Annotated in this window: 9 protein-coding genes; 2 read left to right on the top strand and 7 right to left on the bottom strand. The window is 56.1% G+C overall.

Features of this window, described 5'->3' with window-relative positions:
- Nucleotides 1–168: 168 nt before the first annotated feature.
- The gene (locus VGM18_14500) at nucleotides 169–1,569 is read left to right on the top strand and encodes a cytochrome P450 (protein HEY3974213.1); all 1,401 of its coding nucleotides are present in this window, start codon (nucleotides 169–171) and stop codon (nucleotides 1,567–1,569) included.
- 82 nt (nucleotides 1,570–1,651) lie between these two features.
- Here VGM18_14500 and VGM18_14495 read toward each other — a convergent pair whose 3' ends face one another.
- Nucleotides 1,652–2,032 (bottom strand): RNA-binding S4 domain-containing protein, encoded by a 381-nt coding sequence (locus VGM18_14495; GenBank protein HEY3974212.1) that lies wholly within the window; start codon nucleotides 2,030–2,032, stop codon nucleotides 1,652–1,654.
- Nucleotides 2,033–2,211: 179 nt separating this feature from the next.
- On the opposite strand from VGM18_14495, the gene VGM18_14490 reads away from it, so the two are divergent.
- On the top strand, nucleotides 2,212–3,960 hold the full coding sequence (locus VGM18_14490) for a hypothetical protein (protein ID HEY3974211.1): 1,749 nt from the start codon (nucleotides 2,212–2,214) through the stop codon (nucleotides 3,958–3,960).
- Between the two features lie 61 nt (nucleotides 3,961–4,021).
- Here VGM18_14490 and VGM18_14485 read toward each other — a convergent pair whose 3' ends face one another.
- The 6 genes from VGM18_14485 to VGM18_14460 form a co-directional block, all read right to left on the bottom strand.
- Complete coding sequence (locus tag VGM18_14485) at nucleotides 4,022–5,416, bottom strand: undecaprenyl-phosphate glucose phosphotransferase (GenBank protein ID HEY3974210.1); 1,395 nt, start codon at nucleotides 5,414–5,416, stop codon at nucleotides 4,022–4,024.
- Between the two features lie 15 nt (nucleotides 5,417–5,431).
- The gene (locus tag VGM18_14480) at nucleotides 5,432–6,406 is read right to left on the bottom strand and encodes a glycosyltransferase (protein ID HEY3974209.1); all 975 of its coding nucleotides are present in this window, start codon (nucleotides 6,404–6,406) and stop codon (nucleotides 5,432–5,434) included.
- A 708-nt stretch (nucleotides 6,407–7,114) separates the two neighbouring features.
- The gene (locus VGM18_14475; GenBank protein ID HEY3974208.1) at nucleotides 7,115–8,896 is read right to left on the bottom strand and encodes a right-handed parallel beta-helix repeat-containing protein; all 1,782 of its coding nucleotides are present in this window, start codon (nucleotides 8,894–8,896) and stop codon (nucleotides 7,115–7,117) included.
- A gap of 181 nt (nucleotides 8,897–9,077) precedes the next feature.
- Nucleotides 9,078–10,931 carry an immunoglobulin domain-containing protein gene (locus VGM18_14470; GenBank protein ID HEY3974207.1) on the bottom strand — a complete coding sequence of 618 codons (1,854 nt, stop codon included), beginning with the start codon at nucleotides 10,929–10,931 and terminating at the stop codon, nucleotides 9,078–9,080.
- Between the two features lie 166 nt (nucleotides 10,932–11,097).
- On the bottom strand, nucleotides 11,098–12,114 hold the full coding sequence (locus tag VGM18_14465; GenBank protein HEY3974206.1) for a glycosyltransferase family 1 protein: 1,017 nt from the start codon (nucleotides 12,112–12,114) through the stop codon (nucleotides 11,098–11,100).
- The gene (locus tag VGM18_14460; GenBank protein ID HEY3974205.1) at nucleotides 12,115–13,407 is read right to left on the bottom strand and encodes a hypothetical protein; all 1,293 of its coding nucleotides are present in this window, start codon (nucleotides 13,405–13,407) and stop codon (nucleotides 12,115–12,117) included.
- Nucleotides 13,408–13,417 lie beyond the last annotated feature (10 nt).

Here is a 13,417-nt window from a genome sequence, read left to right as displayed (position 1 = left end):
TCGAGGGGGCGGACGCCTCATCCGCCCCGCGGAGCGAAGCGACGCGTGCGGCCACATCGTTCGAGTGGAAAGCCGTTATCCACTCCGACGTTCTCCCCGTACAACCTGGACGAGAGCATCCGGTACTCCACAGCCCCCGCCCTCCGCAAAACAAAGTAAACTAACCAAATGGCGACTGCGGCCAGCAACGATGTGCGGGTTCCCATCGGCTACCGCTTTCCGCCCGGCTTCCAGCGCAACCTGCTCTGGTTCGCCCTCCGCCGATTGCGTCCGGCGAATCCGATCTTCCTTTTCCAAAAACTGGCGCAAGACTACGGTGACATCGCGCATTACAAAATCGGCTGGCATCACATTGTCTTCCTGAATCATCCGGACTACATTCGCGAAGTGCTCGTGGTGCAGAACGACAACTTCATCAAAGAACGCACCGTACGGCGCACCAAAATGTTGCTCGGCGCAGGCATGATTACCAGCGAAGGCGCGCAACATCGCGCGCAGCGGCAGGTCGCGCAGTCCGCGTTTCATCGCCAGCGCATTCCGGCATACGCCGACGTGATGGTCCGCGAAGCCGCCAATCTGCGCGATCGCTGGCGTCCCGGCGAACAACGCGACATCGCCACCGACATGATGCATCTCACGCTCAACGTGATCGCACAAACCCTCTTCGCCACCGATCTTCATCGGGAAGCCGGCGACGAGGCCGACGAACTGGCCAGCGCCATCAACCGCATCATGGGTCTCTACAATTTTCTGGTCATGCTGCCGGCTGCGGAATGGCTGGTGCACCTGCGGCCGCCGGGCCTGGCTGCATTTGTGCGTGCACGTAAGCGGATCGACGCTGTCGTCTACCGGATGATCGCCGCGCGCCGCCGGAGCGGCTTTCATGACGGCAGCCTGCTCGATCTCATGCTCGCCTCTTCGCCCGATCAAAGTCCCAGCGCGGAGAAGTCGCTGCGCGATCAGGTCATCACAATCTTTCTCGCGGGTTACGAAACAGTTGCTAACGCACTTTCCTGGACCTGGTATCTGCTCTCGCAGAATCCAGAGTGCGAGCACCGCTTCCACCAGGAAATCGATCGCGAACTCCAAGGCCGGCTGCCCACTTTCGATGATGTCCCTCGTCTGCGGTATGTGGAAATGGTTCTGGCCGAATCGATGCGCCTCTATCCGCCCGCGTGGGCCATGGGCCGCTACGCGCGCAACGATTTTCAGTTAGGAGATTTTTTCCTGCCCGCCAAGACGACCGTGCTGATGAGCCAGTTCATCAGTCACCGCGACGGCCGCTTCTTTCCCGATCCTCTTCGCTTCGATCCCGAACGCTTCACGCCTGACGCCCGATCGCGCCGAACCAAGCTGACCTATTTTCCCTTCGGCGCCGGAGTTCGCCAATGCATCGGTGAATCGTTTGCCTGGATGGAAGGGGTACTCCTGCTCGCGACCCTGGCACAGAAATGGAAATTGACGCTGGTTCCCGGACACCGGGTAGAACCCGAGCCGCTCATCACGCTGCGGCCAAAATATGGCATGCGAATGCTGATAGAAGCGCGTGAGACACTCGCGGCTGCCTGAGTCTGAAATATTTCTCTGCCGGAAGCATCTGGGATCGGTTGCGTGATCTCCCTGTGCCTTCGGGGCCCTCGGTGGTTTTGCCCTATGACCGCCCGCGGAACCGAATGATATGCGCGCGGTCCCGCTTCGATGGCCGCCCCGACGGCAGCAATTCGAACTCCCGCATCGCCTTCCGCTCTGCCGCAACCTTCTGCCGCAGTTCCCGGCCCTCCTCGCTTTCGCGATAGAGTGTCCGCGCCACCGCCGCCGACCCCCGAGCTTCACTGAGCGCTAGGACTTCAATTTGAAAATCTCCGCCCTCATTACTCACGCGCAATCGGTCTCCCACCCGCACTTCGCGCGCCGCTTTAGCCGGTTGCCCATTGGAAAGTATTCTGCCCAGTTCGCAGGCCCGCTTCGCCAAGGGCCGCGTCTTAAAAAATCTCGCTGCCCACAGCCAGACATCCATCCTCACCCCAGTCATGCCTTCATTCTCCTACAACGTCGCGAAGCGGTACGGCCCCAAGACGAAAAAACTTTCGAGGGATAGACAAAATAGTGAGGAGACAGGTAGGGTTTTAACGCTGTCAAAAGGCGAAGGGTCGCGCCCATTGCGGCGGGAGCCTTATCCAGCGTTGACTCAGCAGATTAGGTGAGGCTCCTATGAGAATCCGGTTTCTATACTCTTCCCGTCCGGCCGCCCCGCTCGGCGCTGCAATCTTTCTCTTCATCTTCCTGGTGACGACATTCTGCATTCCAACGTCGGCTCAGACCGGATACACCGGCATCTTCGGCGGTGGCCCGTTCTATAAGAATGCGGCCAACAACATCACCGAAATCGAGAATTCCGGCTTCACCGAAGCCATCGTCTGGAGTGTCGAGGTCAGCAGCACCGGCGACTTGAATTTCAACGGAGAGTTTCCCTTAACCTCCGGCGGAGTATATGTCGGCAATCAGTACTATCCCAACTTTGCCTCGGACATGGCGCAGTTGAAACAGGGCACTGTAAAGCGGGTCACGTTCAGCATTGGTTCTTCCAACTACGGCGATTGGGAAGACATCACCGCCCTGGTCAATTCTCAAGGCACGGGCCCGACCAGCATCCTTTATAAAGACTTCGCGGCCCTGAAAGCCGCCATTCCCGCACTGGATGCCATTGATTTCGACGACGAGAACAGCTTTAATTCTTCTACCACGATTTCATTTGGCGTGATGCTCGGCCAACTGGGCTATCACGTCCTGCCCGACGCCTTCGACGACAGCAGTTACTGGACGAATGTGGTTTCGCAGATCAACAGCCAGCTACCAGGCACCGCCGACGGCGTGCACTTGCAAGCCTATGCCGGTGGCAGCGGAAACAATCCCTGCGTGGGATGGAATTTCGGTGCGGTTCCCGTCTTTCCGGGTCTCTGGGATGCGGACGACACGCCCAGCCAGGTCCAGAGCATTATGACTGGCTGGCACAATCAATGTGGCATCACCGGCGGATTCATGTGGCTCTACGACGACTTCGTCGGCACCGGCAAGGCCGCGCAATACGCCAGCGCGATCAATACCGCCGTGAGCAGCACTGGCTTTACACTCTCGGGACCGAGCAGCGTTTTCCTGAACCAGAATTCATCGGCCAACGCCGCGATCACCATCAAGGACATCGGCGGCTTTAACGGCGCGGTAACTCTCACTCTCTCGACTCTTCCGAAAGGAGTCCAGGCTTCAATCCAGGGAACAGGGAACAACCGAAGAATAGTGTTTAAGGCCAGCGCCTCTGGCGCCACCGGTTTCACGTCTGTCACCGTAACCGGCACGTCTGGCACCATCACTGAAACCTTGACTCTCACTCTGGCGGTAAGTGCAGCATTGGGTAAGACTGGAATGGGCACGCCTGTAAATCTGTCCGCAGATTTTGCGGTAAATGGAATCTACGCGGACGGTTCGAGCTATACCACCGGCGGTCTCGATGGCCAAGGCTATTCCTATTCCGCGAACCTGCTCACCGCGTCCCGAGTGTTTAACGGGATACTCTTCAACTTCGGAGCCGCGAATGTCCCAGACGCAGTCCGTTGCGGCGGCCAATCGATTTCGCTGACGCAAGGCCGGTATTCCGCACTAAGGATCTTTGGGACTGCTATTGAGGGCAACCAGGCATCCCAAACTTTCACCGTGAACTACACCGACGGAACCAGCTCAAAATTTGTTCAAAGCTTCAGCGACTGGTATACCCCGCAAAAATACAAGGGCGAATCGGAAGCCGTCGCCATGGCTTATCGCAATTTCGACAATGGCACCAAAGACAATCGCACGTTCAACCTGTATGAGTACCAGTTTCCGTTGAATGCGACGAAGACCTTGGAGAGCATCACGTTGCCGAATAATGCGGATGTTCTTGTGCTCGCAGCAACTCTGTTGCCCTGAAACGGAGACCGGAGACAGAAGCAGCGGAAACAAGAACGACGCCGGCGTCGCAAGCGGCAGATCAGTACGCATTCTTGCTGCTGAAAATACGCAACAAGGTCATGGTAACGATCTGCAAATCGAAGGTGATACTCCAGTTACGAAGATAGTAGAGATCGAATTCGACCCGCTTCCCGATGGAAGTATCGCCGCGCCAGCCGTTGACTTGCGCCCAGCCCGTGATACCGACTTTGAAGGTATGCCGGAAGTTATAGCGGTCGAATTCGTCAAGAAATTTCTCCACGAAATGGGGACGCTCCGGCCGCGGGCCGACGATGCTCATGTCCCCCTTTAACACGTTGATGAATTGGGGCAGTTCATCCAGATTCGTTCTGCGCAAGAAAATTCCCACGGCGGTTCGCCGAGGATCATCCTCGCACGTCCAACGTGTAGCTTCTTCCTCCCGCGTCCCCATCCGCATGGTGCGAAACTTTAGCATTCGAAACACATTTCCGTTAAGTCCCACACGTTCTTGTCTGAAGAAAACCGGACCCCGGCTCGTCAGTTTAATGGCGATTGCAACCAAAATGCTCAGAGGCAAGGTCGCCAGCAGCACAATGATCGACAACGCAATGTCAAACGCCCGCTTCTGAAAAAGATAGGAACCCGTCTCCGCCAGCGTAGGCCGCAGATCCAGCATCTGAATTCCACCCAAGTCGATCAGACGATCACGCACTCCCACACCTTCCCCAAGATCGACGACGACTCTTGTCGGCACACACAACTTCTCCAGCGCGGGAGTGATTTGTTGCACGTCGCCTAAACGGCCGGCGGGCAGCGCAATGATCACATCGTTGATGGAGTGCCCATTAGAGAATGTTGGAATCTGATCGGCCTCGTACACCGGTCCTTCGACGGCGATCTCCTGGTCCGGCAACCGCACAAAGCCGACCACCTTGCACGGAAAAACTTCGCCGTTTTGCAGTGATGTCGCTATGCGGCGCGCGAACCGGTCGGTTCCGACCATCAGAATCCTGACTTCGTTCCTGCCGCTCTTGCGCAGAAATTCCAGGAATACGCGGAAGGCGATGCGGGCCGCAGTCGCCAGCACAAAAAGCGCCACCGCGCTGATGCCAATGACCAGCCGCGAGTAGCTTGCCTGCCGGTACAAGAAACCCAGCGCCATTACAATCGCGTAGGTGAAGGCGAGCGCCTCCAGCAATCGGCGGCTTTTCTTGCCCGGCGCGTACAAGTGCTCCACTTGCCACAGCCCCGACTCTTCCGCGACGATCGCCCACACGATCGTGGTCAGCAGCATTATGCCCCAGTACGACGGCAACCCCCCGGGGGCGCTATGAGGAAAGAAAAGATTGAAACCGAAGCGCACTTTCACCGCGATGGCGTATGCGCAGGCAGGCAGCAACAACGTTAGGATTTTCAGGTAAAAGCTGACATAACTAAGGCGACTGCGAATCATAAAAATCGACTCTTCCTATAGCAGAATGACGAAGCGCCTGATTTTGTCCTCTTTTTTGTTTCCCTCATATACCCGAAATGCGCTGAGCCGCCGCTTCAGCACAAGCGGGATGTAACTCTGATTCAATCCTAGAAATAGTCCAGCCGACTTTGCGATATCTTGCCGGATGCCTTGCCCCGCCAGTTTTCTTTCCGGCGCCCGCTCCGGCGAACGGTCTCCGATGCGCCTGATTTTGCTCTTCACCAATCTCAGCCCGTCACGAAGCAGCGATTTTCTCGTTCCCGGAGCATCCCAGATTTTCAACAGCTTCAGCGTGTAACCAATATCGAAGTAGCGCTTGAATAGGCCGACCGTGGTATGGCTGTGTGAGTGGAATACGGCAGCCTTGGGCTCGTAAACAATCTTCCAACCCGCATCGAGTATGAGTTTGGCGATACCCAGATCCTCGAACACCTTCAGATCTTCCGGGAAGCGCACCGCCTCCCATACGCTGCGGCGAATCGCAGCATTCACGTCGGAAAAGTGGTAGAAGCGATATCCCACACCGTTGCGATGGGCCGGGTCTTTCACAACCCTTTGTTCGCCATAGACCGCATCAAGTGCGTCCTGGCGTTCCAGCGAAGAGCCCGGCTTGGGAAACTGCCGTCCATACACCGCTCCCACTTTCGGATCCTCGAAATTGGAGATCATCGTTCTCAGCCAGTCATCGGAAGTGGGTACAGCGTCCTGCGATAGAAAGATCAGAATCTTTCCTCTTGCGAGGCCAGCAACAAAATTCCGGGTGTGGGCGTGACGAAATTCCTCAGGGGGAATGTGCTCCACTCGCACCGGGAAGCGGCGCAGGACGGTCATCGTGTCGTCGGTCGAACCGGAATCGACCGCAATCACTTCAAAGGGCTCCGCACCTTCCTGACCATAAACTGCGGGCAGCAAGCGCTCCAGGTCGGGCGCGCCGTTCTTCGTCAAAAGCAAAATCGAAAGCTGTACCATTACTACCCTTCCAAATCGATCGGGCAGATCTGCATGGACCGAAACGTTAGCTCTGTTCTCGAATTTTTGGATGCAACTTCGCCCGGGTTTGCTGGCCCAATACTTTGAGAACTTTTGCTGCGCACGTCTGGGTGCAGGACTTGTCCGCACTGCGCGACTCGCCAGCGGAGTGATGGCGCCAACACATGGAAGGGAAGCAGCCCACAATTCGCTTGGCTCAACTTTGTAATCTGTCGTCGCCTGGCCGAATCTGAAGCTGAACTCACCTATAGCGTAGAGGCCAACGCATCGGGTGTCAACCGCAAACCAGTTGCTGGCATCTCGCATCACACCCTTTCGTGATTATCCTCACGACTGCCTATTCCTCCAGTGACATCAATGCCGCGGGAGCGGTCTCTGCGCGGGATTTCCCTAAGCGGATGGAAGCGCCCTCCACAAGGAAAATCCGTTTCGTTGCACGCGAGCGCGGCTCGCCATCCAGCCCAAAGACATGCTGTTCAAGTAATATTTCGCTGCTAAAAACTCGCAATGAGGACACCGCGCCCGATAACGGTAGCAAATAAGCGCATTGGGAAGACGAACCCATTTGCGAGAAAAAAGTTGCGCGTAAATTAAGAAAAACATTCCCCTTTAGAAAAAGTCCCGGAGCGCGGCCTCTCAGTTCACGATAGGTCGATCAGCCATATCGGCGCTTAATCCAAAATATCTTCATCGATCCGGATAGCGGCCACGACTATCCGAGTTGCCATGCGATGAAGCCGGAGGCGCTTCAAACTTGAAGACCGCACCTCCAGTCGCAACATTATTGCTGATCTGATTTCCGGAGGACGCCGCCGACCAAAAGATAGCAGACCCTTCCGCCGCCTCCGCCGTGATTCGGTTTTGTTCAATCACGTTGTTTCGGCTGGCAACGCCGGGCCCCAGGATGATCTGATGTGCACTGCGATCGTGGAGCCGGTTGTTGTGGGTTAGAGTATTCCCCGAAATAGTGCTGTCTGACATGTCCAGCGACATCCCCGCCAGTCCGTTGTTTTCGAAAGCATTGTAGATCAACTTCCATCCGACTCCGTCCCCGAACGCCCCGGTTCTGTCATTGAATGCGCTCAAGTTTCCCGAAACCACCGACGATGTTCTCTGTGTCCCCGTATGGGGATAGGTCTCGGACAAGTCCAATCCGTCGTAATGATTATGCTCACTATGATTGTTGTCCACCAGGATTTCCGTGTTGTAGGTTCCATCTCCCTGGCTGGAATAATTCTTGAAGCCACTCTCGCCACTAAATTCGACCACGTTATGCCGGATAGAAACCTTTTCCGCAGCCGCCCACACGATTCCACTGAAGCTGGCATATCGCACAGTATTATTGTGAATGCTGTCTTGCCGGTTCATTTGGCCATTTTTCGGTGTGTGCCAAAGAGCGATACCGCCCACAAAATTCCTGCCGCCCCGAAAATCACAGAGCGCGACTTCAGAAAACTGCACATCGAAAAGCAAAATCGAGACCAGATCGCCGGTGATTCGGTAGATATGGATTCCATCCGACGACATGGTTAGGGTCGGACCTATTCGTTGCGCTTGCTGCTGCTTCGACGCTTTGGCCCAGATATCTTTATCTCCCGGCTCCGGCTGGTATCCAACGCCAGCGCCCTGTCGGTCGACTGCCACCGGCGTACCGGCGTGCGGGGTCGGAAATCCATTCGGTGCAACTGCAGTAAGTTTTGTGGCCGCCTGTAGCCGCAAGTTGTCGAGGTAGTGCCCGCCAGTCCCGTGCACGTCAAACAGGGCGGTGTCGTCGATAAGGACCGATTCCGCCCCCGCACCCGTCAAGAACAGGGGGGTTGCACCTTTCACAGTCCCCGTCAACAAGTATCTCCCCGGCGGCAAGAACAGCGGTTTCCCTGACTTATAAGCCGCCTGGAGTGCAGACGTGTTGTCACTTCCATACCAGTAGGTCAGGTTCCCGGCTGTGAATTCCGCCGGCGCCGCCAATGTCACCCGCGTAGGACTGACGACAGTTTTAATCGTCGTTGTGAGGGAGGCATTCTCAGGTCCAGCGCCTGTGATGACGATCGCCTTTCCGACGTCACGGCCTGACGAAAACGCAGCCGACGCTGCCGTGAACGAAGCAGAACCGATTTCGCTGGCCCCGTTGCTTCCCGCTACGGCATCGCCCTTCACGCCAAATTCCGTAACCGGGGTAAGTCCCTTAACGCGTTCGGCGTGGCGGAAATCCATTACATTCGGACTCGCACTGGGCTCTTCTCCCGCATAGGTCGGCGGGATTACGACCAAGCCGCCTCCCGCACACTCGGCGACCGCAGCCTGAACGGTCATGTATTTAAGGCCATCCACCACGCAGGTATGGGTACCTCCTACCTGACCAATCAAATTAGAACTCGCGAGGAGGACAACGGCGATCGTCCGATACATATTCAGGGAAAATATTCCTACTACTGGCCAGTTATCCAACACTCTGTATTTGGGTTGCATATTTTTTGGCTCCTTGCCACTGGAGTTAGAACCAACAAAACGAGTCGAGACCGTAGACCCGAAAGATCGCCCACCCGACTCTAGAGGGATTTTGCGCCGCGGACACAGTCGCCATGCCGTGAGCCCAGACAAGTTCCTGCACTCGATGATATGCCAGGTGTGGCGAAGTCGAGACTAGGGATTATCGCGTAGTAGGCAACAGTCCGAAAACAACGACCCCCGTTGGGGTCCCGACGTAAACTCTGCCGTTGGTGATCGTGGGCACGATAAACTTATTGGATCCAAATTGGTCGCGCGCGGCATTGACACCGCTATTGTAGACCTCGTTGGCCAAATTGGTGGCATCGTAGGCGTGAAGTATTCCGCTCGTTCCATTCTCCACAGCCCAAAGCAAACCATTGGAGACTCCGTTAGCCGAAATGCTGGGTGTGGCGCCGGGATACGGGAATGAATTGCTCGAGAGCATTTTGTACGGCAAAGAAAGCTGGGCATTGGAGACCGAGAACGACTCAATCGGCTGGCCCACCGCCCCAAAATATACGGTTGAATTAAAATACGCCGGCGTCGAGAACATGGGTCCGTAAAGCCCGCCGAATATCGGACAGCATGGCGGAATCTCTTGCCGGATATTGTCAACCGTGGAATCGAACTTTCCCATGTCGTCCCGGTCCACCACGTATACCATCCCCGTCTTCCCCGATCCCATAGCGAGATGCCACGTTTTGCCCGCATCATCAACCTGGTCAGGCAACAACAAGATGCCTCCCGACCCGATATCAAAATCGCCGACTGACAGAACGGCCGTATTACTAGGGGCAAAAAAGTCCGTTACTGTTGGGGGAGCGGTCGGTGCAATCTTAACGAAAGCATTGCCAAAGTCTGCCTGACTTGGAAACCCGTTGCTATTCAGAGCCGTGTCGAACGAGCCATTTCCGTCCATCAAATACACGTAGCCCGCACTGTCGGCGGCAGGTCCGTCTCCTGCCATCCAAATGCCTCCGTGGTTCCCGTTCGGCGTGAGGTTCAAGACGCTCGCTTGTGCCAAGGTGGACTCGCTATAGCCGATTACCCACCCGGTATACGGCTCAACATCGCAGTGCGAAGCCCACGTGGTATAGATTGTCCCGTTGGCTAACAACAGCGCCGGCCTCTGAAGGTACTGTGCGGGATCGAATACCACACTTACCCCGTTTGTCCCGTCCCCCGTCCCTGGATATTGCGCCTGAATCTCTTTCGGTCCACCAAATAACTCCTTTCCGGCGGCCACATCCAAAGCGTGCAGTCGAAAGTGATAATTGCCGCCGCTGTCCTCCGTTGCCGCAACCAGATAAATCGCCCCATTAGGGCCTTGACTGCGATCAATCACAGGGGTAGAGGTAATTCCCACCTCCGGAGTCACAGCGTCGGAGCATTGGCGGTCGTCGCTGGAGGTTTCTCCTGCCTCCAGAGCGGAGGCCTGCCAGAGCATTGCGAACGTATCGGCGTCAAAAGCGTAGGTGCTGTCGTGTTCGGTGACCACGTAAACCACATTGTGAGTTCCCGATCCCGGCACGGATACATTGGACAAGTACAAGGGCTGCGCATCGACCTTACCATCCGTGGGCAGAAATCCCACTTTGCCAAATGTCGCAGCGCTGACATTCTGCGGGGTCAAATAAGTCTCGCTCCCATTCTGGCCTGTCCGCAGGTTATCGTTATGAAAAGTAGTCACATCGGGTGGTGGATGTACCGAGAGCACAGCTGCTGCGCTTATCACCTGACCTGTGGAATTGCTAACCACCACTAGAAACTGCGATGCGTCGTCCGCGGTCGTGGTGGGCGCCGTCGTATAAGAGGACTGGGTCGCTCCCGGAATGGGTTGCCCGTTTTGCTGCCACTGGTAAGCGAGCGGCGGTCCGCCGGCAGCGGTAACATTGAACGCCGCCACTTGCCCAATCGTCACAGTTTGACTGCTGGGCTGTTGAATGACCGACGGCGGCGTAGGCGTACTGGATCCGCCACAGCCGAACAGACTCCACGCTAAAATGACACACACACTACTACCGCCCAAACGCCTGGCAAGCACTCGGTTTTTGTTCCTCGCAGAGGGGACCCGGAACTAGGACGACGCAAGGGACCCGGAGTTCCATTCTTAAGACGCATAAGTATAAAGAAGTTCGATCGGACTGGCAACCTCGTCAGCAGCGCTGGAACAACTTTTGTCAATCCTCCGCGAGCGCTGGCGGCGCGGCCTCCGCCAGCGCAAGCTGAAGAATCCCGAAGGTCTTCGCCGCGGTTTTCTCCCAGGTAAACTGCTGCGCCCTTTGCTGTCCTCTCTCACGCAAGTCTGCGACCAGAGTGGTGTCTTCCACCAGGCGGCGGATCCCATCTGCGATCGACTCCAGATCCCGCGGATCCACCAAAATTCCGGCGTCTCCCACGATCTCTGGCAAAGAGCAGACATTCGAAGTCAAGACCGGCGTCCCACATGCCATGGATTCCAACGCAGGCAATCCAAACCCTTCATACAGCGAAGGGAAAACCACCGCCAACCCTCCGCGATAATAAGCGGATAACTCTTCATTGTTCGGAAATCCAATAAAAGTCACATGGTCCATGAGGCCCAGATTCCCCAGATCGCGCGAGGTTTCTGCGTCGGGTTCGCCGGTTAGAATCAGCCGAACCCTGTTGCGAACTCCCGAAGTCGCGTACGCTTTGAATAAACGCGGCAGATTCTTATGCGCCTTGTGGCTGCCTACGTACAGCAAGTAGGGGTAGCCCGGTTCGTATCTCTTCCCAGAAGCCACAAACGGTGGGCCCACGCCGTTTCCCACATTGACGATTCTCTCTTCGCCGATCCTTGCCCAGGCGCAAATTTCTTGTTTCGAATACTCCGAAACGGTCAGCACGAAGGCGGCCCGGTGACAGGCTGGTTTGATGATCACGCGATAGTAAGCCCGTTTCGCCGCATTCGAATTGTCGGGCACGCGCAGATGATTCAGGTCATGCAGGCTGAAAACAAATTTCCCCGGCCAGCCCAATGGTGAGTTATAGCCCGGACTGAAAAATAGCGGCGGCTTTCTTCGCAGCAGCGCATATCCCAGAAAAATCGGATCCAACGGGTGCCACGGCCTACGGCCAGTTTGAAACGCCGCCAGATTCGGAAGGCGATTTTGTAACTCGGCCGCAAATCGGCCGATACCGTGATTGCCGATCCAGCGCGCGTCGTAGAGAATCACTCAGATCCCTTCCAGGCTGTCGGTGGGCGTTACCCGTTGCTGCCCTCGATCCCGAGATTTGAATCTGATTCGTTCGCTGTAGATCTTGTCCGCCCCGAGACTCGAAGCGAAACGCAGAAACAGCGCGATCAACACTATTTCCGGAAGCAGCCACCCAATTCCACCCACCGGAATAAGCGCAATGTCCGCCAGGAATGCCACAAGGACGAAATCCGAGGGATGACCGGAAACGCGTAAGCGATCGACAAAGACCCGAGCCAGCCATCCCCGGAAGATGGAAAATAACGCCAGATAAACAATCGCAAGGACTCCGAAGTCCGCATACTGCACTCCGATTCCGAAGTCTGGCGACCCCACATCTTCATCGAGAGATTGCGGATAGAACCAATCATCCAGATACAGTCCTCCAAAGTTCTTGGGCTTATCGGGCATGAGCGCGCGCGGGATGCGGCCCAGTATCTGAGATTCCAACGTGAGCCTTCCGTATTGCACGGGGAAGTTTGCATCAATCACCATCATCGCGTTTCGGGTGTAGTCCGAATAGGAACTAACCGACTCCAAGACCTCGGCGGGGCTCTCCCCCAGGGTCATGGTCGCGGCCAGAAGGAGCAAAGCGAAAAATCCCATGGCGGCTCCTGCGAACAAGGCCGGCAGGAACTTCACTTTGCGCATTTTGACATACACTTCGAACACGGCGATCAGGAGAACCAATGACAGCACCTGACCCTTGCTGCCGTGCAGGGCAAGAACCGCGCCGGAAGCCAGGATCACCATTCCCTTAACCAATCGAGAACGCCCGCTGAACAAGATGAGGATGACCGCGAGATAAGCGAGAACACTGGACGTGTAGAAGTTGAGGCCAAACCCGGTTCGCGTATGCGTATAAATCTGCCTCGGATCCAGAATGTATTCCGGGAACTCCATTAGGATAGGCGCATACATCATCACAGCGAGGGCGAGAGCGCCCAAGGCGAGCCAGCCGAAATTCCGGTATGAATATCCGAATGGAAGACGAACGACTCTCGTAACCGGTCGCGTATAGGCATACGCAAAGGCGACATTCTCAACTGCCAGAGTCGTATAGACGTAAATGTAAGCGTAGGGCCGAGCATCATTCCCGAACACTTGAGCGAAGAACAGCGGCAACAAATAATAGGCCGGAATAATTGTGAGAAATGAAGGCGTAAGGATGTTGAGATAGCTTCCTTCGCGGCGGCTGACGAACAGGTAGGCGCTCACCGATATGATCAGCGACGCGATTAGTATCGTGTTCGCGAGCCCAAGTGAGATCATGTTCGCAAGC

The sequence above is a fragment of the Candidatus Sulfotelmatobacter sp. genome, assembly GCA_036500765.1.
Lineage (GTDB): Bacteria > Acidobacteriota > Terriglobia > Terriglobales > Acidobacteriaceae > Sulfotelmatobacter.
The sequence above is the reverse complement of the archived record's forward strand: the minus strand, read 5'-3'. Positions and strand labels throughout refer to the sequence as shown.

What these genes read in the sequence shown, in the direction of transcription:
- VGM18_14475 (HEY3974208.1), bottom strand. Translation starts at nt 8,896, where the DNA reads ATGCAACCCAAATACAGAGTGTTGGATAACTGGCCAGTAGTAGGAATA.
- VGM18_14485 (HEY3974210.1), bottom strand. Translation starts at nt 5,416, where the DNA reads ATGATTCGCAGTCGCCTTAGTTATGTCAGCTTTTACCTGAAAATCCTA.
- VGM18_14480 (HEY3974209.1), bottom strand. Translation starts at nt 6,406, where the DNA reads ATGGTACAGCTTTCGATTTTGCTTTTGACGAAGAACGGCGCGCCCGAC.
- VGM18_14490 (HEY3974211.1), top strand. Translation starts at nt 2,212, where the DNA reads ATGAGAATCCGGTTTCTATACTCTTCCCGTCCGGCCGCCCCGCTCGGC.
- VGM18_14460 (HEY3974205.1), bottom strand. Translation starts at nt 13,407, where the DNA reads ATGATCTCACTTGGGCTCGCGAACACGATACTAATCGCGTCGCTGATC.
- VGM18_14500 (HEY3974213.1), top strand. Translation starts at nt 169, where the DNA reads ATGGCGACTGCGGCCAGCAACGATGTGCGGGTTCCCATCGGCTACCGC.
- VGM18_14495 (HEY3974212.1), bottom strand. Translation starts at nt 2,032, where the DNA reads ATGACTGGGGTGAGGATGGATGTCTGGCTGTGGGCAGCGAGATTTTTT.